This is a genomic window from Anaerobacillus sp. QJM3NY_17, assembly GCF_056173665.1.
This window is the reverse complement of the sequence record NZ_CM149685.1, coordinates 2,584,222-2,610,325: the sequence shown is the minus strand read 5'-3', so window position 1 is coordinate 2,610,325 and position 26,104 is coordinate 2,584,222. Positions and strand designations below refer to the sequence as shown.

Here is a 26,104-nt window from a genome sequence, read left to right as displayed (position 1 = left end):
GCCTGCCACCTTTAAAAGGTGGCAGGCGCTTAAGGTTTACTTTCTAGTAAATCCTTCTTCATCAAGATATTGGATCGCTTCGTTACGAGAAGGGAATGTACCATCAAGGATATCTCCAGCATAAACATTCCATAGTTCGAGCTCAGGCTCATACATTAATTCCAGAGTTTGATCTTCATCGTTTACCCAAACTTGGATCTCAATATCTGAACCAGGAAGAACAGAAAGTGATTGAATGGATTCGCCTATGATTTTACGAAGCTCGTTGCTTGAGAAATCACGGATATTAACCATTCCTCTTTCATCTAATGGATACCCTTCAATAAGGTCACCAAATACATAGCCGTTGCCATTAGGGTGAAGATGATAAACAACATTTTTCTTATCAATAACCGCTTCTTCATAGTGAAAATTCACACGTCCAAGAGAAACGTCTTTTCGTGTCAGTTCAGGAAAGGATGATTCAATAATTTCTAATTTTTCTTCAAAAGTTAGCATAATGCCTCCATGTGCTTCAATAGTCTTTCTATATTCATTTTGAACAGGAAACTTCCAATTCAAACATACTGCACCTTATCTTATCATGGCTTATGACAAAATTGTATGCTTTGAATGAAGTTCATGAAGAAAATTAGCGATATCTGCTTTGTTTTTTAAATGTATTATGGATTTATCGGGGGAAGTTTGTTCTAATTGTTCGAATCTACTTCTCATTTTCTCTTTACGAGGATAATAGGTCGTCCAAATGAAAGTTAAAAAAGACCAATCCACTTTCTCTTTACACCCATTGCCCATATCAGGACGAGTTTGACCGATATGAGTGACCCATCGTTTTAGCACCCTGTAAATGCAAAGCAATCTCGGAACATCTAAGTAAATAATCGTATCAGCTCGTGCAACCCGAATATCGTAAGAATTGCTATAATTCCCTTCCATGATCCATTTTTCAGTCATAGCAATCTTTTCCTGGGTATCACGGAATTCGTCAAGACTAGTTTCCACCCAATTGGGCTTCCAGAAAAGGGTATCAAGATGAAAAACTTTCAGATCTAGAATTTCACCAAGCCGACGGGCGAAGGTGGATTTACCCGCCCCGCCGGAAGATCCCATTACCATAATTCGGTTCATATCCTCGCTCCTTCCATTATTATACACTACTAAAGTTTACCAAAAATTAACGTAAGCAAACAGGCCTAAAAAATGATGAAGAGCAGAAGAGGACATTTGTTTATCGAATGGATCGAAAACCCAAAAAAATGTGAAGAAGGCAAAAAGTTGAGCAGCTTACAAACCATTATTTCTTTAGCAAAACAGCTTGTTAAAGAAAATCTTCCTTGTGGCGCAGGTATTACAGACAAGTCGCTTCATGAAGCGAACGTCCGTATTAACCTATGTCAGATTGCTATGTTATGATCAAATGACAAGATTAGTAATGTGGGAGGTTTTGTTATGAAACGACGATCGAAAAAACTTATAACCTTCCTTTTTATAATAGGAGTCGGTATCTTTTGTATCTATATAAGTGATGATCTTGAAAGACAATTCATAAAGAAGGATGTGCCCTTACCAACTGATCTTCACCCAAAGGTTAATGAAGCAAAAAAGGCGTTGATGAATCGAGCTGCTGAAGCTGGAATAGAAATTGTGATAACTGCTGGGCATCGAACGAAAGAAGAACAGGATGCTCTTTATGAAAAGGGACGTTCTACTGGGGGCCAGGTGGTGACGAACGTAGCGGGCGGCGGTTCCTATCATAACTACGGACTAGCAATTGATTTTGCATTAAAGTTAGATGATGGTGACGTCGTTTGGGATATGGAGCGAGACGATAATGGCAACGGGAAGTCAGATTGGATGGAGGTTGTTGCTATGGCGAAAGACCTTGGTTTTGAATGGGGAGGCGATTGGAGTAGCTTCAAAGATTACCCTCATCTTCAAATGGATTTTGGTTTCACAATGCGAGAGTTAAAGAATGGTCATAGGCCAGATGAGAGTGAATATGCGACAAACTAGCTTGGAGTGATGTGGTTATGAGAACAAGACAGGCTGTGGGGGCTATCGTAACGTATAAGCACCGTTTTTTGATCGTTCATAAAACAAAGCTGAATACCAAAGCGGGACAAGAGTCTCAGGGTGAAACGTGGGATTTCGTTAAAGGTGGAGTAGAAGACGAGGATAGAGACGTTGAAGCTTCGATTAGAAGAGAATTGCTAGAGGAAACGGGATCAATAAAATACAAGCTGATGAAAAAGTTTGATGAATCGATCACATTTGAATTTCCAGCTGAGGTTCAAAATAAAATTGGCTATCACAACTAGGTTACCACCATGTTTCACTATGAGTACGAGGGGGATGAACAGGATCTTAGTCCGCTTGATAAGGAAATTGATCAGTTACGTTTTGTTGGTGAAAAAGAGTTATTGCTCATGCTTAAGCACCCTGAAACACAGGAGTTCATTAAACAGGCTAACTTCGAACGAAAAAAATAATAGTAAGGATTTTTTAAAAAAGAGGTTTAGGTATTTGGAGAAGGGGTAAATTCAAACTAACATAATTTTCCCCCTTTTGTACCGTCCGTTAAATCGGGCGGTACTTTTTTTTGCTAAGAGTGCTTGAAAGAGAGTGAGTGTAAATCTTTCTCAAATGGAGATGTAAATGATGAGACATAAAACTCTTAGCGGTTGAAACCTTCTAAATTCTTGAAAATTCCAGCTGTTATCGATAGGATAAGAACAGCAACCAAACAACAGGGAAGTAGACGAACTTAACCTTTTGCCGTTCGCTATTGGATAGGAGAATATCATGTGGAACCGTAATTTTACTCAGTATTTGTATGTATTTTATTTATTTGTTTTTCTATTGGATGTGATTTACCTTTTCTGGTCTAATTCTTCCCTTTATACCGTAATTGGCTTGTTTGCAATTGTAATGATTGTCATTAATTTTAAGGAAGCCGATCGTGTATTTAAAATACTTGGCATCATCCTTCTATCCGCGGGGGCAGTTTTCTACTTATCTAGCAATGAGTCTATCACAAAAATCCCCTCCTTTTTTGCGGGGAATATAGGATTGCTTTTTCTTATATCGATGCTTCCATGGATGAATACCGTTGTTAAAGCGGGGAGATATAATAAGCTACTACAAACGTTACTTGGTGGCAATGTGAAAGGGATGGGAGAATTATATGTGCGTGGAGAAGCGACTATGGTTTCTCTCGCTGCATTTTTAAATCTATCGTCCGCTACCATTTCTCAAGACCTATTAAAAAAACAGTTGAAGAATGCTAACACAAACGTTAGAAATAGCTTTATAGCAAGGTCTACTTTGAGAGGATACTCACTTGCTCTGTTATGGAGTCCGTTAGAAATATTGTTAGCTACTTCGATTTTCATTACGAATGCCAATTATTTAGAAGTATTACCATGGATGTTACTTATTGCTTTTCTTGGTTTTGCGATCGATTCGAGTATTGGAAAAATCATCTTTCGAAACGAAGTCGTTGAAGAAACTGGGGCTTCTACGAATTTGAGAAGAGGGAGTCGGAAGAAGTTAATTCAATTTATTCTGGCGCTTGTACTGTTCTTAGTCGTTGTTGTATTTTTAACCAATGTTGTTCAGTTTAACTTTTTGTTTGCTGTAACGATCGCTCTGTTCCCGTTTGCTTACATTTGGGCGGTACTCCTGAAACGAAAAAGAAGCTTCCTTAAAATTGGCTGGCCAACTTGGAAAAGACAAACCAATCATTTACATAATTTTATTGTCTTACTACTAACACTCTCTTTTTTTACAGAAACGTTAAATGGTTCTCCATACTTACGGTATTTACAGGACCCTCTTGTGGCATTAGAAGGGCATCAAGTTTATATCATGCTTTTCATTCAGGCAACTTTTCTTATCATGACACTATTAGGTGTCCATCCCATTGCAACAATGGGAATCTTTGGTGGGGTAAGTGAACTATTATTAAACACTTTTCCTTCTGTGACGTTAACGCTCCTGCTTGCAAGTAGCGCGATAGCTACCGTTCCTTCGGCTCCTTATGGGCTTATTGTTACACTCACTTCAGTTGGATTAAAAATGAATCCATATAAAATCGTCTTAAAAAACATCCCATATAGTTTGATGTGTGGCTTTATTGGCGTTTTGATCGCTTATCTCACTTTATTTCTTTACTAGAATCATTGTGAAGAATAGGAGGTGCAAGGTGAAGTTTCAAAAGCAGTTTGTGCAATCGGTTCGTCTTTATTTTAAGGAAGAAGGAGAAGCATGGCTACAGGAGTTACCTGGAATCATCCATTACTGTGAAGAAAAATGGTCAATGAAAATGGAAAAACCTTACCGTCTCTCTATTAATTATGTTGCCCCTGCTAAGCTTAGGAACGGAAAAGAAATAGTGGTGAAAATATGTATACCAGGAGCTGACTTTCTTAATGAGCTAGAATCACTACGTTTATTTAAACATCAGGGGATGGTGCAAGTTCTTGACTATGAAACAGGAAAAGGAATTCTCATTTTAGAGAAATTGTCACCTGGATATGCGTTAGCTGAAATAGAGGATGACGAAACAGCCTGTTATTTAGCAGCGCAAGTTGTCAGAAGGCTATCCTTTCCTGCTCCAAGAAACACTCGAATTCAAACGACGAGAGCAAGGGAAGAGGAGCTTCGAGATACGGTCAATCGTAATGAGAAAGGATACGGTCCGCTTTCCCAACATGTTCTCGTAAATGCACTAAGCATTTTTGCTAAGCTGAATCAAACAATCGCTCAATATAAGTTGCTTCATGGAGATTTTCATCATTATAATGTACTGGCATCAGAACAGGGAGATTGGGTTGCGATTGATCCAAAGGGATTAATCGGTGAAGTAGAGTATGATTTGAGCCAATTTCTTTTAAATCGTCTTCCTGATAAAGGGGTTTATGAAGTAACGAAAAAGCGGATAGAAATTTTAACAAATGAACTGAACCTGAATTTAGAGCGACTCTTTTTGTCGGGATATTGTCATGCCGTACTCGCGACAGCGTGGACAGTCGAAGGCATGAGTTATAATAGCTGTTTTTATAGGATGATTTCTATTTTTGAGAGACTATATTTTGAATATTACGGAATTGAAATAGGGTGTTATGTAGATTAAGTAGTGATACACAATGTTGCTTCTATTTAAAAGGCTCAGAGCGATACGCTCTGAGCCTTTTTGATCGATGAAAATGTGAATGATTATTTTTTAGGTTTAAAAGGCCACCAAATTCCTTTACCGAATGAGACAACAACAGCAGGAATTAGAAGTGGTAGAACGATTAGGCCGTAAAGAAGTAAGCCAGTAATGACAATGGTCGCAATTTGCATTAAGCTAAGAACGCCTGAAGGCATCATGGCCCCGAATGTACCAGCTAGGATAATAGCGGCCGTGATGACTACCGTCCCCATTTTTGCCATAGAGCGATGCATTGCTTCCCTAATCCCAATGGAAGCTTCTTCGTTAAAACGGTCGAGTAGGAAGATGGAGTAGTCGACACCTAGTGCAATTAACATTACAAATCCAAAGAATGGAACTGCCCATGTGATGCCATCATAGCCTAGTAGATTAATAAAGATTAACTCCGATATCGCCATTGATGTAAAGTATGTGAGTAACAGCGAACCAATCATAACAAGTGGCATGATCATGGAGCGGAAAAGGATTGTTAGAATAATAAACAAACCGACAAGCATGATAATGACTGTTCTAGTAAAATCACTTGTTGAAATGTCAGATAGGTCACTGTTAATACTTGCTACGCCGTTATAAGCGACAGTTGCATCTTCAAGCGGCGTACCGTCAATCGTTCGTGATACTGTTTCTTTAATTTCTCTTACAGTATCAATAGCTTCCGTAGAATAAGGATCTTTCTTTAAAATAACTTCAAGTGTTACCGCTTTTTGTTCATCGAAGGCATAGCGATCGATGGCAGGCTCAAATTCTTCGTCTTCAAGGGTTCCATCTGGAATAAATACACCTGTAGCCCGAAGAGCTTTCGAATTACCCATATCGGTCACGATGTCTGCAGCATCTTGTAAGCCGTTCTTTATTTCATCAAGACCATCAATGGATGAACCCACACCTTTAGATAGTTCAGTAATGCCACCGCTTAGCTCAGACGCCTGACCAGCCTGACCTTGTAGATCCGAAGAGGCGCCAGCGAGGCCCTGTTGGATTTGTCCGAGCTGTTGTTGCACCTGCCCAAGCTGTTCGGAAGCAGCAGCAACATTTTGCGATTGTTGAAGCCCAGCGGAAATAGAGCCAAGTTGATCGTTAATTTGCCCCAGTCCATTTACGGCGTCTTCAAGTCCACCAGCATTGCTACTAGAAGGAATTTGGTTACTAATACTATCCAATCCATTTTGAACTTCGGTTAGGCCGTTTTGAACATCATCGATGCCATTCGTTGCTTCGTTGAGCCCATCCCCAACTTGTGCAAGTTGTGAATCAACATAAAGATCATCAATCACATCTCCTGCTGGTCTTGTAATGGACCTAACGGAATCAACATTATCATTTTTCTCAATTTCTTTACTAATTGTTTCGATATAAGGAAGATAATCTTCTGTAACAATATCTTGATCCTGCTGAATGATCACTTTAACCGGAAGTGAATCACCTTGGCCGAACCCTTCCTCAATTGCATCTAGTCCTTTAACAGATTCATAGTCACTACCAATCTCGTTTACTGTATTAAACGACAGTTGATCGTCGTAAGTGAAAAGTAGTGGAACCATAATAACAGCGACAACGAGCATAGACCAAATGGGCTTGTTAATAGAGAAACGACCGAACGAAGTCCACAGTTTACTATCTTTGTGGGACGCTGATTTCTTTGAAGGCCAGAACAACTTATCTTTTAATAAGGCCATAAAGAATGGCACAAGAGTAAAGAGGACGAGCATAAGAATCGCGATTCCTACAGCAACCCCAACAGCTGATTTAAATATCGGGAAGTCTGCAAAGCCAATCGCTGCGAAACCGATGAATACAGCTAATCCACTAATTAATAAGGTGCGGCCTGCTGTTTTGTACGTATTCACAATCGCATCTTCTACAGAATGTCCCTCAGTTAATTCTTCTTTATACCTGCTTAAGAGAAGGATACAATAGTCTGTTCCAATCCCGAACAGGACGGCAACGAGGAAAATCTGAGTATAGTTGGATACAGGAAAGCCGATCCAATCAATCAAAAAGGCTACGATCGATTGACTTAGGAGATACGTAACCCCTACTGCTAGTAAAGGAATGAAAGGTGTTGTAATCGAACGAAAAACGGCCAAAAGTAGAACGAAAATCAACACAACAGTAATGATTTCAGTACGTTCAAGTCCTTTTTGAGCACTTTCATTCACATCGTGATTAATAATGGATTCACCTGTAAGGTAAGCAGTCGTATTGTCTGGAATTAGATCCTGACGAATATGATTGGCGAGCTCATTCACTTCATCGTCTGTTCCATCGACTGTAATGGGAAGAAGAATGGTTTGTTCGTCATCTGAAACAAGTTGATCAGACATCTCTTCACTTTCAAATGGATCGAGTACTTCTTTTATGAGTGAGCCTTCTCCAGCAATTTCTTTTGCAATTGAAGAAACTTTTTCTTTAGAGTCCTCATTTACTGGTTCATCGAAGGTAAAGACAAGTGAAATGGTTTCATCGCCCGCACCAGCTTCCTCAAGAATGTCTGCGGCTATTTTTGAATCTGCATTTTCAGGTAATTGAAAGGTTCCAGCATCTTCAGCTTGTTTCGTAAGGTTAGGGGATAAAACAAATAGTACGGCTGTTAGAGCAATAAGTGCAATGGCAATTGGCCATTTGAATTTTAAAATTTGTCTCATTTTGCATCTCCTTCTGCTTTTAAAATTGAACTTAACTTGCGGAAAATACGAAGGAATTCGTCGATTTCCTCTTCATGAAAATCGTTTAAAACAATATTCTCGACATGTTCATAGATCACTTTATCAAATAAGTCGACAACGTCATTTCCTTTTTCAGTAAGCGTAATCGATTTCCCTCTTAGGTCCTCTTCGGAATCAACTGTGACCACGAGTCCTTTCATCTCAAGTTTTTTATAACGGTTTGATATAGCGCTTTTGTGAACGCCTTGTAAAGAAGCGAGCTTCCCAGGTGAAATACGACCTGATTTAGAAATAATTTGAAGCATCTGAAGCTGCTCTGAAGAATATTCTTCAAATAGTTGATGCTCAAAAGAACGAATAATTCGTTCTGTTCCATACATGATTACTTCTTCGAAAAGCTCAACGGCTTCACATAACTTCTTATTCATTTACCATTCCTCCACTAGTTTACCCTCTAAACATTATTAGTTTACCCTCTAAACTATGGTTTTTGCAACTATTTAATACGCATGAAGTGTGAAGGTCAGTGAAAGGGAGTATTTCAAGATAACGTTTTAAGTTAACGATAAGGTGGAGCGGAAGAATAGGTCTCATTTTAAATAACTTTCAATAAGAGCAGTAGGGTATGTTGAAATTCTGTTTCTGTTCACTGATTTTCTTTTTCAATACACGAGAAATCTACCAAATGATAAAATAAAATGTAAATTTGCAGAATTTTGGCACAATATGTATTGCATAATACGATCGGCGGTATTATGATTAAAGAAACCATCGCTTGTTCGCTAAAACGAAAGGGAGGAATGAGAATGAAGAGTACTGGTGTTGTTAGAAAAATTGATGAACTAGGCCGAATTGTCATTCCAAAAGAACTCCGACGAACTTTAGATATTAACGTGAAAGATCCAATTGAAATCTTCACAAGTGAAAACAGGGTGGTCTTACAAAAGTATCAGGCAGATATGGCATGTATGGTTACTGGAGAGATATTAGACGAAAATCAAACATTTGGAAATGGAAACATTGTTCTTAGTCCAGAAGGAATGGCGCTTCTGAGAGAAGAATTGGAAATGAAGTTAGGAAAGAAAAATGAGGAAATACTTAAAGCGAAATAAGTGTTATCTGTAACACCCTTCCAAAGGAGAAGGGTGTTTTTTGTTAACAGTAAGTTAATGAAAGTTGTTGGATATCCAATAGAATAGCTGAAAATTTTGGGGGGTTATCATATAAGCTAATATACCTTCTAACAATTGAGATTCTTTATAAAGATCATATAGGATAGCGCGGGAACTTTTCTACTAATGTAGGTTAAAATGATAAAAAGATAAGCGTGGCTAATAACGTAATTTCAATAATAGCTCTCTTAAATGAGGATCTTCCATCATTGAAGACCCAAATTTTCTTGTAATTTCAGTTAATGCAATATCATGATAGAAGAACTCTGTGAAAAAGGTAACTAGTGGTCGTGATTTGGTGTGAATCGCCTGCCAGCTTGTATCTTCAATTCCGGCAAATAGAACGTCCTCATTATCTACAATAACAATACGACTCCGCTCTAACTTTTGGTGAGCGCTGTCGGGAATTAAAGTTGTTACATTTTTAAGATTAGAATCTATCTCTCCAATTGAATGTAATTCAACGATAACGCCTTCAGCTTCTTTTTCCGCAAGCAAGGAGAGGTGTTGCTCGATATCATCGGCCCAGCCCGAAAAGATAATAGAGCTCGATGATTGTTGAAGTAACTCTGAGACAAGGGAATGAATCGACTGATCTTCTTTAAGTGTCCAAACGCGATCATCTGCTTGCTTCTTACGAGTTTGAATTGATTTTAATTGTGTAATATTTTCGTTGAAATCACTTTTAAGCTTGGTAATCGCTGAATCAATTGGAAGAGCGGTATAAAGTCTTTTTTTCTCAGTGGTTGATTCTAACACCATCCCTTTCTCAATCATACGACGGATAACGTCATAAACCTTGGAACGAGGGACACCAGAACGTTTTACAATAGCCGTGGCATCCAGTGCTTCATCTATTGTAATCAGTGCTTCATAGACTTGACTTTCATATTGAGTAAATCCAAACTCTTGCAGCATTTATCGATTCTCCTTGCTTCATCTAATCTTTTCTATAATGATAGCACATCAACTGACCAGTCAAAAGCGTCCTTCATTTACCTATTGCCTTCCATCCTAAAAAGAGTTACTCTTTTAGTGGTAACTTAATAAGAGAGGTGCAAGAGGTAATGAATAAACGTGTTTACTTACTTACGATTGTTTCATTTGTAGTAGGAATGGTGGAATTAATTATAGGAGGAATTCTTGATCTTGTAGCAGAAGATCTTCAAATAAGTTTAGGGAAGACAGGTTTATTAATTAGTGTTTTCTCTATCGTATTTGCATTAATGGGTCCAGTTCTACTTTCTGTAACTGCAAAGATAGAACGGAAAAAATTGATGCTATTCTCACTCGTTATTTTTTTAATAGGGAATCTAATCGCAGTCATTAGTACAACGTTTAGTCTGTTAATGACTGCGAGAATCATCTCGGCGGCAAGTGGTTCTCTTCTTGTTGTGCTATGTGTCACTATTGCTTCAAATATAGTAAAACAGGAATATCGCGCAAGAGCTATAGGGGTTGTATTTATGGGGATTAGCGCTTCTCTAGTTTTGGGAGTGCCAATTGGATTAATGCTTGGAAATGCTTTTGGATGGAAAGCGCCTTTTGTTTTAATCCTAGTTCTCACACTGTTATCAATGGTGGGAGTTACCTTGTTTATGGAGAAGAATCAGCCTAAACCCGCGATTCCACTTCGAAAACAGCTACAAACCCTGAAAGATAGCCGTGTATTTTCAGCACAGTTAACATCCTTAATGTTTTTAACAGGTCACCTAACTCTTTATGGATATCTAACGCCGTTTCTCAAAACAACGCTTGGATTATCAGGAAGTTGGGTAAGTATTGTTTATCTGATCTTTGGAGTGGCTGCAGTTGCCGGGGGCGGACTAGGTGGAATGGCTTCAGATCGATTTGGAACAAGACCAACAATACTTATATCGATTATGGTTTTTGCTGTTGCAATGTTTATTATTCCCTTTTCAACTTTCTCCTTTCCGGTCTTTCTTATCATAATGGTAATTTGGAGTATGCTGAGCTGGGGGATCACACCTGCACAACAAAGCTATTTAATTGAACTTGCGCCAGAATCATCTGATATTCAACAAAGCCTGAATAATTCTGCTCTTCACCTCGGAATTGCACTGGGCTCCTCGGTTGGAGCTTTTGTCATTGAAAACAGTTCAGTTGAAATGAATGCCACTGTTGGAAGTGCCTTTATTTTACTTTCACTTGCTGCCGCGGTATTTTCTATGAAGAGAGATAGCAGGAAAGCGTCAACGCAATTGAACAATCAAGCAGGTTAGTTGAGATTAAGAATTGATTTTGAAATAATATGGATAGACAATCCAAAAGGAGAGTTTACTCATGAATGTATTGGTTATTGGAGCAAACGGCCAGGTAGGTCAGAAAGTTGTTAATCTACTTGATAATAACAAAGACCATTCCTTAAAGGCGATGGTCCGAAAGAAAGAACAGGCGGATGAATTAGCAAACCGCGGAATTGAATCAGTAGTAGCGAGTCTTGAAGACTCAGTCGATACCATTTCTGAGGCTATGAAAGGGAGCGACGCCGTTATTTTTGCTGCTGGTTCTGGTGGAAGTACTGGATCAGATAAAACATTATTAGTAGATCTAGATGGAGCAGTAAAAACGATCGAAGCAGCTGAAAAACTTGGCATTAAGCGTTATGTGATGTTGAGTGCACTTCAAGCACACAACAGAGAAAATTGGAGTGAGGCATTATTGCCATACTACGCTGCAAAACATTACGCTGATAAAGCGTTAGAAGCAAGTTCATTGGACTATACTATTGTGCGCCCAGGTGGTCTTTTAAACGAAGAAGGAACTGGCAAGGTGTCAATCGCTGAGAATCTAGGACGTGGATCGATTCCACGTGATGATGTAGCTGAGGTTATCGTGTCTACACTAATGAAGCAAAATACGATTCGCCGATCTTTCGATTTGATTTCTGGGGATAGCTTGATTACTCAGTCAATAGGATCTCTATAATAATAAGGAAACCGATTCTTTATGCGAAAGAATCGGTTTCCTTACTTTTTCTTATTTAAAGAATACAAAATGCTGTTGAGTTTACGGTAAGAGATCTTTACAATATGTATTGAGTACATAAATCTTTTCATCTAAAAGGAGTCTAACTATGGAAAAAGTATTGATTTTCGGACATAAAAATCCTGATACGGATACGATCACTTCTGCTCTCGTTTATGCCGATTTAAAAAGGAAGCTTGGCATGAATGTAGAGGCAGTCCGCCTTGGTGCAGTCAATGGAGAAACACAATACGCATTAGATCAATTTAATGTGGAAGCTCCACGAATGGTTCAAACCGTTTCGAATGAAACAAATGAGGTTATTCTTGTGGACCACAACGAACGTCAACAGAGTGCTGAGGATATTGAAAATGTTCGGATTCTAGAAGTGATTGATCATCATCGCATTGCGAACTTCGAAACAGCTGATCCTGTTTATTACAGAGCAGAGCCGGTTGGTTGTACAGCAACGATTCTAAATAAGTTATACAAAGAGAAGAATGTTCAGGTTGATAAAAACATAGCTGGTCTTATGCTTTCTGCGATCATTTCTGACTCTCTTCTTTTCAAATCACCAACATGTACGGAGGAAGATATAGCTGCGGCTAGCGAACTTGCTGAAATAGCAGGGGTAAATGCCGAAACATATGGTCTTGAAATGCTTAAGGCTGGGGCGGATATGAGCAGTAAAACGCCTGCTGAACTGATCTCTCTTGATGCGAAAGAATTTGGTATGGGAGATTCTAAAGTGGAAGTAGCTCAAGTTAACGTTGTTGATACTCTCGATGTTCTTGCTCGTCAGGATGTGGTTGAAGAGGAAATGAGGAAAACGATCGAAGCTAAGGGTCTTGATCTTTTCTTACTTGTTGTAACGGACATTCTTACAAATAACTCAACGGCTTTAGCACTAGGTAAACAAGCAAATAAAGTCGAGAAGGCTTTTGATGTCACATTAATTGAAAACCTTGCTATACTTGAAGGCGTTGTTTCTCGTAAGAAACAAATCGTTCCTGTTCTAACAGAAGCGTTTACAGCTTAATGATCGTTCCAAACGTGGACAGATCCTAAGGGATCTGTCCACGTTTTATTCATTTATTGTGAAAAACATCATAAAAGTCATACTAAATATACACATCAGAATTTATGAAGCTGCTTTCTAATAGGTTCATAATCAAAAAGTTTTCCTTCGTAAATTAGTAACAGCCTTTCGCATTTGCGAAAATCATCTGGAGTGACAAGTGCTGGAAGCTTGTCCCAAAGTTGAATGCCGGAACGATGAAGAACTTCAGCAACAAATTGAGAACAAAAATAAGAATTACTAAACTCAATAGGTTCATTTATTGAAACCCCCAGAACGCCGAGAATATTGTACAAAAATCGCTGTTTGTTTCGAATGAATATCTTTAGCAAGCGCTTCATTTTGTGCACATCACGTTCTGTTACGTTGAGTTCATAGATCACACATGTCGTCTTGGGGTATCGACGGTATGTTCCCGTTAGAACATCCTCTTTCACAAATCCACCATTTAGAGGATTGCCAGGTTTTTTTCTTCCAAAGCTATACATATCATTTAATTCTTCATCGAAGGCAAGTGATGCATGATTGTAAGGAGCTTTAGTATATTTTTTAATCGATTTTGTAAAGAGCGTACCGGTATCAGAAAGTAAAATATATATTTTTTGACTCATCATGGCATCCTTATACATTTGACGTTTACTCTCATTATACATAAATAGATTGATAAGGAGGTACCTCTTCTGGAAAGCACAATATGGATATTGGCAACTATTTTAATAGGTCTTTTATTTGCACAGGCTGTTTTTCTTGTTGCGAAGAATAAGCAGCCAAACAAGGACTTTACGGGACTATCGTTAAAAGTAAAAACGTGGTGGGGCATGTTTGTTGTTTTTTGTCTTGCCACACTATTTAACCCAATTGTTTCCTTGTTTTCTTTAATGATATTAAGCTTTTTCGCATTAAAAGAATATTTCTCAATGATGAAAACTCGGAAAGCTGATAGAAGGATTTTTCTATGGTCCTATGTCGCTATCCCACTCCAATTCTATTGGGTCCTAATCGATTGGTATGGAATGTTCATTGTGTTTATACCAGTTTATGTTTTCTTATTGCTACCGCTTCCACGTATTATAGGAAAAGGGACGCTAGGTTTTCTAAGATCAGTTAGTTCGACTCAATGGGGGTTAATGCTAATGGTTTTTGGTCTAAGCCACCTTGCCTATTTCCAAATAGCTAGCCCAATTTATGGAGCCAAATTAGTGTTATTTCTTGTATTGCTAACTCAGGTAAATGATGCAGTTCATTACATTATTTCTCTTTATGTAGGCAGGCGTAAAGTCGTTCCATCCTCCAATCCTTATCTTACCTTAGAAGGATTTTTATGCGCAATTATCGTCACAACAGCACTAGCCTATACGTTATTTCCTTATTTAACGCCTTTTGGTACGTTGTTTGGAGTTTTATCAGGAGTGCTAATCAGCGTCGCTGGCTTTCTTGGTAGTCTAACAATTTCCGTGCTGAAAAGGGACCTCTTACTTGGTGACGATCGAAGAATGAAAGCTTTGGAGGGAAATTACTTAAATAGAGTGGATAGTCTTGCATACACATCACCTGTTTACTTTCATGTAATTCGGTACTTTTTTGATTTTATGTAAGTAAAAGAGCATGTTTCATACAGCGAGGAATAATATTTTAGCTTGTCGTTATTGAGAAGGCGACAAAATAAAGCACGACAGCAGAAAATACCGCGGTCGTGCTTTACATTTATTCCCCTAGCAAAGATAAGCCACCATCGACAATAATCGTTTGCCCACGAATCATACGTGCTGCTGGAGTTGTTAAGAAATAAGCGGCATCTGCCATATCTGTAGGCTCTACAAGGCGTCCTGCTGGATTTCTTTCCTTAGCAGATTCTAATAATTCCTCTCTGTTTGGAAAATGTTTAAGAGCGTCCGTATCCACAGCGCCACCAGAAACAGCGTTCACGACAATTCCTTTTGGTGATAATTCAACAGCGAGATAGCGAGTAATCGCTTCTACGGATGCTTTAGATACGCCAACAGCAACATAATTTGGAAGCGCCCTGATTGAACCAAGACTCGATAGGGCTACAATCGCTCCTCCACCATTTTTCTCCATGATTTTAGCGGCTTCTTGTGCAGCAAATAGATATGCTTTAGCATTGATGTTCTGTGTCCAATCCCAATGACTTTCTTCTATTTCCATTAGAGGTCTCATAACACCTGAAGCGGCATTGTTAACAAATACATCAAGTCGACCAAATATTTCTTCTGTTTCATGAAATAAAGAAGTGATTTGCTTCACTTCACCAACATTTGCTTTAACGATATGTACTGTAATGCCATATTCGCTTTCTAATTCTTGTTTTGTTTGTTCCGCATCTTTCTTCTTTCTCATAAAGTTGAGAACAAGGTTGTAGCCTTCGGAAGCAAATTTTCGTGCTATTGCTTTACCGATACCTCTTGTTCCGCCTGTGATTAGCGCTACTTTATTACTCATCATAAGTCACCTCTTCAATATTTACTCCAACCTATCATACAGGAACAAGAAGCATGTGAAAAGTTTCGTGAAATCAAACTGAGGAGAATTGGTAGGAAAAGCTTTTAAGGTAGAGGGTGTATTCATTGGGAAAGAATACAATTATGATATACTTTCATCTAGAAACAAATTATGCTAAATAGTTGAGTAGAGCATGGAGATGAAAGTGAAAGTATTAAAATCAGTTTTGGTCAAAACTGCCAGTAAACTGTTTATTTAGGGAGCTGATTTGAAGAAAACTTTTTTAGGGAAATACTGGATGTAATGAGTCTCCTTGGTTTAGGGATCCAATACTTGAGAGAAGTGTTGGAGACAGAAATTATGTATAATTGCAGCTTTTGTTTTAGGGGAGGCATTATAAACTAAAAGCGCTTTCGTGGATTGGTAAGATGATTTTTTATGAAAAACACATCCAAAGTAGACTGAGTAACGTTAGCTATACATAAGCTTCCTGCCTCTTCAGGCTAGCGTCAGTTGCGATGAAAAGGAGAATGATATGAGAGAACTTAACGATGCCGAGCTGTATGTTAAGGTGCAGGCAAAGGATAAAGAAGCTCTCTCATCTCTTTACGATCGATATGAAAAGTTGTTATATTCTTTCTCATATCGAATTGTAAAAGATGGAGGACTTGCAGAAGAAGTTATGCAAGAAGTGTTCATAAAGCTATGGAAAGGGAAGGCCGAGTATAGTGCTGACAAAGGGAAATTCTCTTCTTGGCTCCTTACAATGACGCGGCATACGGCAATTGATTTGCTCCGCAAGCAATCAAAAGAGCCAGATTTTGAACTGGATGAACGAGACTCTCTTCATAGCGATGAATCTTCAGTGGAGGATCAGGTTGAATGGAAAGAGCGAGGACAGATACTTCGTACAGCTGTATCAAAACTTAAAGATGAGCAACAGAAAATAATTGAAATGTTCTATTTTAAAGGAATGACGCACAAAAAGATCTCTGAAGAGTTCGACCTCCCTCTGGGTACTGTGAAAGGCCGAATTCGGCTAGCGCTCAAACATTTAAATACCAGTCTCAGAGAGAAAGGAGGGGTCTCAGATGAAAGCAAATTGTGAGCAACTACTTGACTATTTTAATGAAACCTTATCAGAAGAAGAGAAAGAACAGTTCGAAACTCACCTTTTATCTTGTGAAGAGTGCAGAGAGGAGTTAAAGGAGCTGGAAGAATTGACAGGTGACCTTCCTTATCTCTCTATACCAGAAGAACCACCCGCTGGCATGAAAGATCGTGTTTTGACAAGTGTGTTTGAGAGCGATGCTGAAGAAGTAGGTAACAATGAAGTCGAAAATCCGGAAGAGAAACAAAGTAATACAGTAATAGATCTGCAAACAGAAAGAAAATCAAGACAGAGGAAGTGGGTAGCGCCCGCATTAGCAGCAGCACTTTTTCTCTCCCTTGGTGGAAATTTGTATACGTATATAAACGAATCTGATGGCGAGATAGATAATTCAGAACAAATTTCATCTCTCATCAAAGCTGTACAACTACAGCCAACTGAAGCAGAAGCTTCAGCAGGATCTGCAGCGCTTATGAACGAAGATGGTAAAATGAATTTAGTGGTACAAGTGAACGATGTATCAGGAGTTGAAGGTGATCAAGTGTATCAAGTTTGGTTACTTGAAGGTGAAAAACCATACCGTGCAGGCTCTTTTGTTCCGAATCAGGAAGGAAAAGGTGAGGTAGCTTATCAGGTGGATTATGAAGGTGAGCACGACTGGGATGCTGTCGCGATTACTCTTGAACCGGACAATACAAGTGAAACGCCTAAAGGGAAAATTATATTAAGTTCAGGTTTATAGAACACAAAAAGCAGAGACGTAAAATAATATGTACCCTATAGAGTAGACACTTAAAAAAAGTCTGCCCTATAGGGTACTTTTATGTATAATGAGGACAAATTCTACGATGGGAAATGATTATTAATGAGTAAGAAAGTATTCTCAGAGGAAGATGTCAAAACACTTGCCTCTAATAAATTTGTGAAATCAGTTAGTGAAAAAGGAATCACATACAGTGATGAATTTAAGCGAATATTCATTACGGAGTATGAAAAAGGAAAACTACCGAGTCAGATTTTTAAAGAAAATGGATTTGATGTCGATACTCTCGGACACGAAAGAGTACATTCTGCCGCGAGAAGGTGGAGACAGGGTTATAAAAACAAAGGGATTAATGGACTTACTGACACTCGTAAAGAAAGCTCCGGAAGATCCAAAGATAAGGAACTGTCTTTAGAGGAAAAATACAAACGTTTAGAAGCTCAAAATAACCTATTAAAAGCAGAGAATGATCTCCTAAAAAAGCTCGAAATGATGGAAAAGGGGATGGGAAAAAAGAGATAAAATTAGCTGCTTCTCTCAAGTTTGAATTAATCCGCCATATCATCCATGAGTATCAACTTAAAAATATGGTCCGATACTTATGTTCCGTAGTGGGTGTCTCACGATCTGGTTATTATCGTTATTTCACTGAAGGTGCTCGAAAGCGTCGAACAGAAAACGAGGCGCGAGACCAAGTTTTAAAAGACTGGATCCTAAAAGCCTATGCCTTTAAAAAGCGAAAAAAAGGGGCACGTCAAATCAAGATGACGCTAGCTAACCAGTATCAAATAACCTATAACTTAAAACGCATACGCAGAATCATGAAAAAATACGGAATCGTATGTCCGATCAGAAGAGCGAATCCCTATCGTCGTATGGCGAAAGCAACGAAAGAGCACAGCGTTGTACCAAACAAACTTGAGCGAAACTTCAAACAAGGCATCCCAGGGAAAGTACTTCTAACTGACATTACCTATTTGTTTTATGGAAATAAGAAGAAAGCGTATCTATCTACCATAAAGGACGGCTCTACGAATGAGATCCTAGCTTATCATGTGTCTGACCGAATTACGCTCGATCTAGCGACAGATACGTTAGTAAAACTTAAAAACAACCGTAAAGCAAAACTAGATGCGAATGCCTTTATTCATTCTGATCAAGGCTTTCACTATACTCACCCTACCTACCAAAAACAGCTAAAGAAATACGGTTTAGATCAGTCTATGTCTAGAAGAGGAAACTGTTGGGATAATGCCCCACAGGAATCTTTCTTTGGTCACTTTAAAGACGAAGCCTCAATAAAACCTTGTCAAACACTAATCGAATTAAAACGTGAAGTTAAGAGTTATATGATGTATTACAACCTGGATAGATGTCAGTGGAACTTAAAAAAGATGACCCCTGTTCAATACAGGAATCATCTTCTTAATGTTGCCTAGTCTTTTTTAAACTGTCCTTTACACAGGGTACATATTAAAATACGTCTCTTTTTTTTATATAATAAATAGAGAATGGCTGAATTATAGAATATAACGTAAAACAAATACAATATATGAAAGGGTTTTTAGTAAAGGAGTATGGGGTATATTATACTAAATTCTTATAAAAATTTGAAAATAAGTTCAGTTTTGCTTATGATTAGTAACGATGTGGTTATTATTTTAAAATATTTTTGAGATCCACATATTAAAAGTAGGAGTGGAGAGAATGAACAAAGTTACTAACGTTTTTTGGATAGGAATCGCTATTGCGATTGTCTTCGTTGGTTGGGGGGTGCTCATGCCAGATAACCTTAATCAGGTTATGACGGTATCCCAAAATTTCTTCTTAGATCAATTTGGTTGGTTTTATCAGCTTGCCGCAACTTTCTTTTTAATATTTGCAATTTATTTGATTTTTAGTCGGTTTGGGCATATCAAGCTAGGAAAGGATACAGATAAGCCTGAATATAGCAGGCTCACCTGGTTTGCTATGCTCTTTAGCGCCGGGATGGGAATAGGGCTATTGTTCTTTGGTGTATCAGAACCAATGTCCCACTTTTCTACCCCGCCATATGGTGAAGGAGGAACGGTTGAAGCCGCGCACCTTTCCCTTCGATATACATATTTACATTGGGGATTCCATGCATGGGCTATTTACGCAACCATCGCTTTAGCGCTAGCTTATTATAAATTTAGAAAAGGGGCGCCGGGATTAATGAGCGCAACGCTTTATCCACTATTAGGAGATAAAGTGAAAGGCCCTATCGGGATTACAGTAGATATTATTGCAGTATTTGCGACAATATTTGGTGTTGCCGCTTCTCTAGGTCTTGGGGCTCAACAAATTAACGGTGGTTTAAGTTATTTAACAAACATACCTAATAATTTCACAATTCAATTGATTATTATTGCGATTATCACTGTTCTTTTTACTGTTTCAGCAGGAACAGGAATAAAGAGGGGGATAAGGTATTTAAGTAATGCTAATATGGCGCTTGCTGTATTATTGCTTATCATGTTTGTCATTCTCGGACCAACAAAATTTGTGTTAGATTTATTTGTCACTACTTTCGGAGAATACGTTCAAAATATATTTGCTATGGGCATGAGACTTGCTCCAATGAATGCAGAAAGTGAAACGTGGATTCAAGATTGGACAATCTTTTATTGGGCATGGTGGATTGCCTGGTCTCCTTTTGTTGGGACATTTATTGCAAGGGTCTCGAAAGGAAGAACGATTAGAGAGTTTATGATAGCCGTAACAGTTGTGCCAACAGTCGTTTGTGCCTTTTGGTTTGGCGTATTTGGAGGATCTGGTATTTTCTTTGATTTTACTCAAGGAACAGATATAGCAGGTCAAAGTCTTGAGACGGGGTTATTTTTCTTATATGAACAACTTCCACTCGGTGGTATTTTAACTATCGTTACACTATTGTTAATCTCTACATTCTTTATTACATCTGCTGATTCAGCTACATTTGTGCTTGGAATGCAAACAACAAATGGAAGTTTGAATCCCCCGAACTATGTGAAATTTACCTGGGGATTTTTGTTATCAGCATCAGCGATCGTTCTAATGATTACGGGTGGACTTGAAAGTATGCAGACGGCTATAATTGTTAGTGCTTTCCCGCTTACAATTATTCTGTTATTTACGTGCTGGGGAATGATTAAATCATTTAATGAAGAAGTACCAAGAAAGCAACGTAGTATGGATAAGAAAGCCAAGTCCAAAAAAGATCTAAAAACGGTTTAAAATAAAACCTTTGGAGAACATTCTCCAAAGGTTTTTTAAATAGAGCTAGATACCGAGGAAAAGAAGATAAGCAATATGAGCGGTCTAACATTAACTTCCGATCAAATAAAAGCAGGGATGGAATACGCAATGTTGGCAGAATGAATCAAATTTCGCTATTATTAATGTATGTGGACTAAAAACGAGAAAACAATCATACAAAGCTGGTGGTCTCGTTTGGCTGCTACAGACCCCGGCAGGACTAGGTTACATCAAGCAGCAAGAATAACGATTAGCGTTTTTTCTTCCGTCATGACAATGCTGTGGTTGACCACAATACTTGGGATATCATTTACCCCAGCTATTCTTGCTGGGGTGGTAAGTCTTTTATCATTATTGCTTGTGAATGATGACACAGATAAAAAGAAAAAAATCACTGCCCTTTTGTTAGTAATTTCAAGTATTATTTGGCTAACACTTCGAACATTGCTTAGCTCTATTCCATTTGTTACGGATGGTTTGTTTTTACTTGTGATCTTTTTTGCTTACTACTTACAACATTATGGTTTTCGATATTTTGGACTATTTATGATTGCTTTTTTATCAATCTATTTTTCAACCTTATTGAAACTTCAACCATCCGATTTGCTCGGTTTTATCCTCGGAATTGTTGTCGGGGGAGCATACTCGTATCTTTATCACTTTATTCTGTTTAGAAATCGTCCTAAAAGACAGCTAAGTCGAAGTATGAAGTCGTTTCATATTCAAACAAATCTAACGCTAGATCTCGTACTTGATGCCATTGCAGATCCGACTCCGAATCGCTATAGAGCCTTGTTATTAAAGCGAGATGTAAGAAAACTTAATGAGTATGCACAGGTTATTTCAAGCCAATTAACAACGACTGATCCAGGAGAAGTCTGGAGTGGTATAGACGCTGAGCAACTTAGAATGTACGTCTTTGATGCAGAAATGTTAATTGAAACACTTTACCCAGCAGTTAAAAGAATGAAAGAACTTCATGCACTTGAACATAATGAAGTGAGAAAATTGCTATATAAAGTCGTTGAATCCATTAGAGACGCTGAGGTGTTACGAAGCCACGATATCGTTGGAAACTTAAAGCAAACACAGACCGTTATCGAAGAATTAAAAAATCAGCTGATCGAATTACGAATATCTAATCATCAAAATAAAGATTGGTTATGGTTAATTAGGAGAATAGAGTCGATTGCCAATCATCTTATTGAAAGTTCAAACGAACTCGGAGCTAGACGGATGGCAAATATTGAAGAACAAGTTCGATTAGACGATCCAGAAGAAGTAAAGAAAGAAAATGTTCAAGAAAGTGAAAAATCAAATCAACCAAGAGCAGCTACAAAGAAGGCGCTCCAAGCTATCGTAGCAGGCGCAGTGGCTATTTTCTTAGGTTATTTTCTTTCACCTACTCACCAGTACTGGGTTCTCCTCTCTGCATTTGTAGTACTTTTAGGAACGGATACCGTTGGAATGACGTTACAAAAAGCTTTTCAACGGTCACTGGGAACTATTTTCGGCGCGGTTGCAGGTTTTGGCCTGGCGCATCTTCTTGAAGGAAGGCTTGTCTTAGAGTTAATTGCATTATTTTGCTGTATCTTTATGGCGTTTTATTTGCTATCCATTTCGTATGCGATGATGATGTTTTGGATGACAATGCTAATCGCAATTATGTACGATTTTATCCTAGGTGGGATTACAGAACAGATTCTAATAGCTCGCGTGTTTGATACGTTAGCAGGAGCATTCATTGGCTTTCTAGCGGCAGCAGTGATCTATCCTAAAACTACACGTGAAAAGGTTGCAGATACTGCGGAAGATTTTCTTAATAAATTAAATGAGTATGTGTCGGATTATCTTGAATCCTTTTCACATACTGAAAAGAATTTTAATTTTACAAATCAGGCGTTTGGTATTGATGAACAAATGCGAAAAATCGTTGAAGATGCGAGGCCGCTTCGTAATCGACCTGCTATTCTTGCCCGATCAGGGATTGAACGCTGGTTAACTGTACTAACAGCGATTAATTATTTTGCTAAACATCTATTGGCTTCGACAAATCGAAATAACCGTTCAACTATCATAGAAGGATCAGAGAACACACTTTTCGAGGTTAATGAAGTGATTAAACATAATGTCCATACATTACTTAAACTATTAAAAGGTGAAACAGGGTTAACGATGTATAGTTTAAATAAAGAAAGAGAGCATATTGAAGGTCTTTCAGAAAAAGTTGAATATGAAGATGTAAATTTGAAAAAGTTTGTAAATGACCTCTATTATATATGGAGAATTAACCAGTCACTATTGATATTAGGGAAGGAACTTGGCTCAATAAAGAATAAAGAAGCATCTGATCATTTTAATACAAATCGTAACCTGGAGCAGTAACGCACCGGGTTATTTTTTTGTTGAGCAAAATGTTGATGGGGCGATTGAAACTAAGCTTTCATTCGAATAAACCAGAAATCAATACATTTAAATATAGGCTAACTAATCCTTAATGAAGTGACTTGAAGTGGGAGCTATGAAAATAAATCAAAAATGATTAGTTTATTAAAAGGTAGAGCGGGAATAGAGAGGTGTGACAGTATAATTTTAATTTAGGATTGACAATAGGAGGAAATATTCATGGTTAACAACAAGACTGTATTTATTACAGGCGCAGCTAGAGGTATTGGTTTTGAAATTGGTGAAACGTTCGCAGAGAATGGAGCAAAAGTTGTTCTATCTGACATAAATGAAGAAGGAACAGAAGAAGCTGCTCAGAAACTAAGAGATAAAGGTTATAACGCTATTGGTATTAAAGCAGACGTGACTAATGAAGATGAAATTAAACAAGCAATTGACCGTACTGTAGAAGAATACGGTCGCTTAGACGTGTTAATAAATAATGCGGGACTTCAGCACGTATCTGCATTAGAAAACTTCCCAACTGAGAAGTTTCGTATGATGCAGGATATTATGCTTACAGCTCCTTTCATAGCAACAAAGCATGTATTTCCAATCATGAAGAAACAAGGATTTGGGCGAATTATTAACATGGCATCTATCAATGGTGTCATCGGTTTCGCAGGGAAAGCGGCTTACAATAGTGCCAAGCATGGGGTCATCGGCCTTACAAAAGTTTCTGCACTTGAAGGTGCGGAACACGGTATTACAGTAAATGCCATGGCACCAGGATATGTTGATACACCACTCGTAAGAGGACAGATGGAAGATCTAGCGAAAGAACGCGGAGTAGAGCTAGAAAAGGTACTAGAAGAAGTAATCTATCCACTTGTACCACAAAGAAGACTTCTTGAAGTGAAAGAGATAGCTGATTACTCAATGTTTATCGCAAGTGATGCAGCGAAGAGCATTACAGGTCAAGCCCTTCTAATTGATGGTGGCTATACAGCTCAGTAAATTTAGATTTTACTAAAAAAATAAAAAAGCAGCGCTTTCTAATGAGAAGCGCTGCTTTTTTATTGATCGCTAAAGGCTATTTGAAGACCAATTAAAGCAAGCAATAAAGCTTTTGCAAGATTGAATTTTCTAGCTAGAGCATGATTTTCTACGACATAGAATGCGATTTTTCCTGCAAAAAAGCTTATTGCACTAAAGATAAGAAAGACTTGTAGAATGAAAACCCCTTCTAAAATTAACATTTGAAGAGCGGGTGAATTCGCCTGCTGGTTTACAAACTGTGGAAGAAGGGCGAGAAAAAATAAAGAGACTTTTGGATTTAAAATATTCATAACAATCCCTTTTCGATATAAAGAAAAATAAGGTCTGCTAGGTTGACTTAGGGGGGGGGAGCTGCGAATCCGCTATCTTTAAAAGCTTCATATGCCATGAAAAGTAAGTAAGCTGCCCCGCGGTAACAATCGAAAAGGCGAGAGAGGATTGATAAAGGACGGCAGAAATTCCTAAGGTAGCAGCAATATGTACAAGTAGTCCTGAAGAGAGGCCAAGAAAACCATATCCTCGTGAAGTGATCCGTCAATTCGTCTCTCGATTTCAATTAGATGGTAGCGGGACATTGGCCGGAAAAGACCAATAACTTGACAGGTTTCTCATTAATGATATAATTCTGACATCTTTTAGTGTTGTTGGAGGAATAGTTCCATGGAACCCATTTTACTTGATATACCAAATAAATTTAGCACTGACCGTTTACATATACGTTCTCCACTACCTGGGGATGGTGCTTCGGTTCATCAATCAATTGATGCCTCGTTAGAAGAGCTTAAACCCTGGATGCCTTTCGCACATATAGATCAAACGGAAGAAGATGTTGAAGCGAATATCCGCGAATCTCACGTAGCGTTTTTAAAGCGGGAGGATCTTCGACTATTACTCTTCCATAAACAGACGGGTGATTTTATCGGTTCCTCAGGGTTACATCGAATAGATTGGAACGTTCGTAAATTTGAAATCGGTTATTGGATTGATTCTAGATACGCTGGTCAAGGCTATATGTCTGAAGCGGTCCAAGGCATTGTAGATTACGCCTTTTCAGAGCTAAACGCTAGAAGGCTAGAAATTCGTTGTAATGCGACAAATTGGTGAAGTCGGCGAATTGCCGAGAAACAATCGTTTCAACTTGAGGCTATTTTACGAAACGACCATGTCTCAATTGATGGCAGTAAACTAACTGATACATGCGTCTATGCTTTAACAAAAAAATAAATTTGGTAAGAATATGCATCTTACTTATGGGAGGAATAAGGTTCTTGCATCAAGAATAAACGAGTAATGAATGATTTTGATGATGGAGGGAAACTATGTGATCGAACGAGCGACGATAGAAGAAAGAGATTTTATTTTGTCGAATTCCATTCAATCTGTTAATGAAGGAACGACAAATCCTGGTATCGTAAAAGAAGAGAAAGCACTTGAAATTGTATCATCCATTCTTGATCGAGGTGGTTACCACCTCATTTATCGCGACGAAGGGGAAATTGCTGGCTGGGTATTACTTGGAGAAAACACGGATTATTTTACAGAAAGCAAGCATGGGTTCATTTATGATGTATTTGTTTTTCCAAAGTTTCGTGGGAAAGGGTATTCTAAGCAGCTCGTTCAAGCGAGTATTGAAAACTTCAAAGAACAGGGATATGAGGAAATTCGTTTGAATGTGTATTCCTCTAACTTCGCGAAATACATTTATAAAGACATTGGATTTCGAGAACTTCAAACGATCATGGTTTATAAATAGTTGTCCAGCTTCTTTTCATTTATTAAAAGAATGTGAAAAACAACTCATAATCAATCATCATGCCCTTGGAACTTGCTACACTATTTTTGCAGGGACTTCCCCGGTTCCTGCCCCCCTTAAAATATAAAGTGTGAGCCCCATGCATTTCCCAGCATGGGGCTTTTCCTTTTCAATCACACAGAAATGAGGGAGAGTA

At 38.3% G+C, this 26,104-nt stretch carries 26 protein-coding genes and 1 pseudogene; 19 read left to right on the top strand and 8 right to left on the bottom strand.

The features are described 5' to 3' along the window. Positions 1–36 precede the first annotated feature (36 nt). Entirely contained in the window at positions 37–498 is a 462-nt protein-coding gene (locus AC0VYV_RS13695; protein ID WP_226615440.1) for a hypothetical protein, read from the bottom strand. Positions 499–588: 90 nt separating this feature from the next. Then, positions 589–1,128, bottom strand: a complete 540-nt coding sequence (locus tag AC0VYV_RS13690; RefSeq protein ID WP_475365429.1) for a P-loop NTPase family protein — start codon at positions 1,126–1,128, stop codon at positions 589–591. 147 nt (positions 1,129–1,275) lie between these two features. Here AC0VYV_RS13690 and AC0VYV_RS13685 point away from each other — a divergent pair, with 147 nt between their 5' ends. The 6 genes from AC0VYV_RS13685 (at position 1,276) to AC0VYV_RS13660 (ending at position 5,134) form a co-directional block, all read left to right on the top strand. Further along, on the top strand, positions 1,276–1,413 hold the full coding sequence (locus AC0VYV_RS13685; RefSeq protein WP_430246031.1) for a hypothetical protein: 138 nt from the start codon (positions 1,276–1,278) through the stop codon (positions 1,411–1,413). A gap of 36 nt (positions 1,414–1,449) precedes the next feature. Beyond that, positions 1,450–2,013 carry a M15 family metallopeptidase gene (locus AC0VYV_RS13680; protein WP_475365427.1) on the top strand — a complete coding sequence of 188 codons (564 nt, stop codon included), beginning with the start codon at positions 1,450–1,452 and terminating at the stop codon, positions 2,011–2,013. 17 nt (positions 2,014–2,030) lie between these two features. Next, positions 2,031–2,318: an NUDIX hydrolase gene (locus AC0VYV_RS13675; RefSeq protein WP_475373923.1), complete on the top strand. Its 288-nt coding sequence runs from the start codon at positions 2,031–2,033 to the stop codon at positions 2,316–2,318. 9 nt (positions 2,319–2,327) lie between these two features. Then, complete coding sequence (locus tag AC0VYV_RS13670; RefSeq protein WP_475373922.1) at positions 2,328–2,489, top strand: hypothetical protein; 162 nt, start codon at positions 2,328–2,330, stop codon at positions 2,487–2,489. Positions 2,490–2,802: 313 nt separating this feature from the next. After that, positions 2,803–4,176 (top strand): hypothetical protein, encoded by a 1,374-nt coding sequence (locus AC0VYV_RS13665; protein WP_475373921.1) that lies wholly within the window; start codon positions 2,803–2,805, stop codon positions 4,174–4,176. 28 nt (positions 4,177–4,204) lie between these two features. After that, entirely contained in the window at positions 4,205–5,134 is a 930-nt protein-coding gene (locus AC0VYV_RS13660) for an aminoglycoside phosphotransferase family protein (protein WP_475373920.1), read from the top strand. Between the two features lie 83 nt (positions 5,135–5,217). On the opposite strand, the gene AC0VYV_RS13655 is transcribed toward AC0VYV_RS13660, so the two are convergent. Together AC0VYV_RS13655 and AC0VYV_RS13650 are read right to left on the bottom strand one after the other, a co-directional pair. Beyond that, on the bottom strand, positions 5,218–7,860 hold the full coding sequence (locus AC0VYV_RS13655) for an MMPL family transporter (RefSeq protein ID WP_475373919.1): 2,643 nt from the start codon (positions 7,858–7,860) through the stop codon (positions 5,218–5,220). Continuing rightward, the gene (locus AC0VYV_RS13650; RefSeq protein ID WP_430246046.1) at positions 7,857–8,309 is read right to left on the bottom strand and encodes a MarR family winged helix-turn-helix transcriptional regulator; all 453 of its coding nucleotides are present in this window, start codon (positions 8,307–8,309) and stop codon (positions 7,857–7,859) included. Before AC0VYV_RS13650 ends, AC0VYV_RS13655 begins: the two co-directional genes overlap by 4 nt. 378 nt (positions 8,310–8,687) lie before the next feature. Between AC0VYV_RS13650 and AC0VYV_RS13645 the strand changes: the two genes are divergently transcribed. Beyond that, on the top strand, positions 8,688–8,993 hold the full coding sequence (locus AC0VYV_RS13645) for an AbrB/MazE/SpoVT family DNA-binding domain-containing protein (protein ID WP_194222036.1): 306 nt from the start codon (positions 8,688–8,690) through the stop codon (positions 8,991–8,993). Positions 8,994–9,212: 219 nt separating this feature from the next. On the opposite strand, the gene AC0VYV_RS13640 is transcribed toward AC0VYV_RS13645, so the two are convergent. Then, entirely contained in the window at positions 9,213–9,971 is a 759-nt protein-coding gene (locus AC0VYV_RS13640) for a TrmB family transcriptional regulator (RefSeq protein ID WP_430246048.1), read from the bottom strand. A 149-nt stretch (positions 9,972–10,120) separates the two neighbouring features. Here AC0VYV_RS13640 and AC0VYV_RS13635 point away from each other — a divergent pair, with 149 nt between their 5' ends. From AC0VYV_RS13635 to AC0VYV_RS13625, 3 genes are all read left to right on the top strand, one after another. Further along, positions 10,121–11,296, top strand: a complete 1,176-nt coding sequence (locus tag AC0VYV_RS13635) for an MFS transporter (RefSeq protein ID WP_475373918.1) — start codon at positions 10,121–10,123, stop codon at positions 11,294–11,296. A 61-nt stretch (positions 11,297–11,357) separates the two neighbouring features. Further along, entirely contained in the window at positions 11,358–12,002 is a 645-nt protein-coding gene (locus AC0VYV_RS13630; RefSeq protein ID WP_475365423.1) for an SDR family oxidoreductase, read from the top strand. Positions 12,003–12,150: 148 nt separating this feature from the next. Continuing rightward, the gene (locus tag AC0VYV_RS13625) at positions 12,151–13,080 is read left to right on the top strand and encodes a manganese-dependent inorganic pyrophosphatase (protein WP_430246054.1); all 930 of its coding nucleotides are present in this window, start codon (positions 12,151–12,153) and stop codon (positions 13,078–13,080) included. A gap of 95 nt (positions 13,081–13,175) precedes the next feature. On the opposite strand, the gene AC0VYV_RS13620 is transcribed toward AC0VYV_RS13625, so the two are convergent. Next, entirely contained in the window at positions 13,176–13,730 is a 555-nt protein-coding gene (locus tag AC0VYV_RS13620) for a hypothetical protein (RefSeq protein WP_430246056.1), read from the bottom strand. A 99-nt stretch (positions 13,731–13,829) separates the two neighbouring features. Here AC0VYV_RS13620 and AC0VYV_RS13615 point away from each other — a divergent pair, with 99 nt between their 5' ends. Then, the gene (locus AC0VYV_RS13615) at positions 13,830–14,714 is read left to right on the top strand and encodes a phosphatidate cytidylyltransferase (protein ID WP_475367495.1); all 885 of its coding nucleotides are present in this window, start codon (positions 13,830–13,832) and stop codon (positions 14,712–14,714) included. A 109-nt stretch (positions 14,715–14,823) separates the two neighbouring features. Here the strand turns inward: AC0VYV_RS13615 and fabL are convergent, their stop codons facing one another. Continuing rightward, positions 14,824–15,582, bottom strand: coding sequence for an enoyl-[acyl-carrier-protein] reductase FabL (gene fabL, locus AC0VYV_RS13610; protein WP_430246058.1), 759 nt, complete (start codon positions 15,580–15,582; stop codon positions 14,824–14,826). Between the two features lie 532 nt (positions 15,583–16,114). Here fabL and AC0VYV_RS13605 point away from each other — a divergent pair. The 6 genes from AC0VYV_RS13605 (at position 16,115) to AC0VYV_RS13580 (ending at position 24,113) form a co-directional block, all read left to right on the top strand. Beyond that, positions 16,115–16,687 (top strand): RNA polymerase sigma factor, encoded by a 573-nt coding sequence (locus AC0VYV_RS13605; RefSeq protein WP_194222029.1) that lies wholly within the window; start codon positions 16,115–16,117, stop codon positions 16,685–16,687. After that, positions 16,671–17,432 carry an anti-sigma factor gene (locus tag AC0VYV_RS13600; protein ID WP_475365422.1) on the top strand — a complete coding sequence of 254 codons (762 nt, stop codon included), beginning with the start codon at positions 16,671–16,673 and terminating at the stop codon, positions 17,430–17,432. Before AC0VYV_RS13605 ends, AC0VYV_RS13600 begins: the two co-directional genes overlap by 17 nt. A gap of 123 nt (positions 17,433–17,555) precedes the next feature. After that, a protein-coding gene (locus AC0VYV_RS13595) for an IS3 family transposase (protein ID WP_430241928.1) occupies positions 17,556–18,892 on the top strand; the annotation gives its coding sequence in 2 pieces (ribosomal slippage) (positions 17,556–17,940 and positions 17,940–18,892; 1,338 coding nt in all). A 268-nt stretch (positions 18,893–19,160) separates the two neighbouring features. Next, positions 19,161–20,690, top strand: coding sequence for a glycine betaine uptake BCCT transporter (locus AC0VYV_RS13590; protein WP_475365421.1), 1,530 nt, complete (start codon positions 19,161–19,163; stop codon positions 20,688–20,690). A 216-nt stretch (positions 20,691–20,906) separates the two neighbouring features. Next, on the top strand, positions 20,907–23,096 hold the full coding sequence (locus AC0VYV_RS13585; RefSeq protein WP_475365420.1) for an FUSC family protein: 2,190 nt from the start codon (positions 20,907–20,909) through the stop codon (positions 23,094–23,096). A gap of 240 nt (positions 23,097–23,336) precedes the next feature. After that, positions 23,337–24,113, top strand: coding sequence for a 3-hydroxybutyrate dehydrogenase (locus AC0VYV_RS13580; RefSeq protein ID WP_430246066.1), 777 nt, complete (start codon positions 23,337–23,339; stop codon positions 24,111–24,113). A 59-nt stretch (positions 24,114–24,172) separates the two neighbouring features. Here the strand turns inward: AC0VYV_RS13580 and AC0VYV_RS13575 are convergent, their stop codons facing one another. Then, positions 24,173–24,514: a LysE family translocator gene (locus AC0VYV_RS13575; RefSeq protein ID WP_475374893.1), complete on the bottom strand. Its 342-nt coding sequence runs from the start codon at positions 24,512–24,514 to the stop codon at positions 24,173–24,175. 301 nt (positions 24,515–24,815) lie between these two features. Between AC0VYV_RS13575 and AC0VYV_RS13570 the strand changes: the two are divergent. Next, a pseudogene (locus AC0VYV_RS13570) lies at positions 24,816–25,379 on the top strand (GNAT family N-acetyltransferase). 97 nt (positions 25,380–25,476) lie between these two features. Beyond that, a complete protein-coding gene (locus tag AC0VYV_RS13565) occupies positions 25,477–25,908 on the top strand; it encodes a GNAT family N-acetyltransferase (protein ID WP_194222332.1) in 432 nt (143 codons plus the stop codon). Positions 25,909–26,104: the final 196 nt, after the last annotated feature.

Excerpts from the sequence above, each read along its gene's own strand:
- AC0VYV_RS13695 (WP_226615440.1), bottom strand. The coding sequence starts at position 498 with ATGCTAACTTTTGAAGAAAAATTAGAAATTATTGAATCATCCTTTCCT.
- AC0VYV_RS13690 (WP_475365429.1), bottom strand. The coding sequence starts at position 1,128 with ATGAACCGAATTATGGTAATGGGATCTTCCGGCGGGGCGGGTAAATCC.
- AC0VYV_RS13680 (WP_475365427.1), top strand. The coding sequence starts at position 1,450 with ATGAAACGACGATCGAAAAAACTTATAACCTTCCTTTTTATAATAGGA.
- AC0VYV_RS13675 (WP_475373923.1), top strand. The coding sequence starts at position 2,031 with ATGAGAACAAGACAGGCTGTGGGGGCTATCGTAACGTATAAGCACCGT.
- AC0VYV_RS13670 (WP_475373922.1), top strand. The coding sequence starts at position 2,328 with ATGTTTCACTATGAGTACGAGGGGGATGAACAGGATCTTAGTCCGCTT.
- AC0VYV_RS13665 (WP_475373921.1), top strand. The coding sequence starts at position 2,803 with ATGTGGAACCGTAATTTTACTCAGTATTTGTATGTATTTTATTTATTT.
- AC0VYV_RS13655 (WP_475373919.1), bottom strand. The coding sequence starts at position 7,860 with ATGAGACAAATTTTAAAATTCAAATGGCCAATTGCCATTGCACTTATT.
- AC0VYV_RS13650 (WP_430246046.1), bottom strand. The coding sequence starts at position 8,309 with ATGAATAAGAAGTTATGTGAAGCCGTTGAGCTTTTCGAAGAAGTAATC.
- AC0VYV_RS13645 (WP_194222036.1), top strand. The coding sequence starts at position 8,688 with ATGAAGAGTACTGGTGTTGTTAGAAAAATTGATGAACTAGGCCGAATT.
- AC0VYV_RS13640 (WP_430246048.1), bottom strand. The coding sequence starts at position 9,971 with ATGCTGCAAGAGTTTGGATTTACTCAATATGAAAGTCAAGTCTATGAA.
- AC0VYV_RS13635 (WP_475373918.1), top strand. The coding sequence starts at position 10,121 with ATGAATAAACGTGTTTACTTACTTACGATTGTTTCATTTGTAGTAGGA.
- AC0VYV_RS13630 (WP_475365423.1), top strand. The coding sequence starts at position 11,358 with ATGAATGTATTGGTTATTGGAGCAAACGGCCAGGTAGGTCAGAAAGTT.
- AC0VYV_RS13625 (WP_430246054.1), top strand. The coding sequence starts at position 12,151 with ATGGAAAAAGTATTGATTTTCGGACATAAAAATCCTGATACGGATACG.
- AC0VYV_RS13620 (WP_430246056.1), bottom strand. The coding sequence starts at position 13,730 with ATGAGTCAAAAAATATATATTTTACTTTCTGATACCGGTACGCTCTTT.
- fabL (WP_430246058.1), bottom strand. The coding sequence starts at position 15,582 with ATGATGAGTAATAAAGTAGCGCTAATCACAGGCGGAACAAGAGGTATC.
- AC0VYV_RS13605 (WP_194222029.1), top strand. The coding sequence starts at position 16,115 with ATGAGAGAACTTAACGATGCCGAGCTGTATGTTAAGGTGCAGGCAAAG.
- AC0VYV_RS13600 (WP_475365422.1), top strand. The coding sequence starts at position 16,671 with ATGAAAGCAAATTGTGAGCAACTACTTGACTATTTTAATGAAACCTTA.
- AC0VYV_RS13590 (WP_475365421.1), top strand. The coding sequence starts at position 19,161 with ATGAACAAAGTTACTAACGTTTTTTGGATAGGAATCGCTATTGCGATT.
- AC0VYV_RS13580 (WP_430246066.1), top strand. The coding sequence starts at position 23,337 with ATGGTTAACAACAAGACTGTATTTATTACAGGCGCAGCTAGAGGTATT.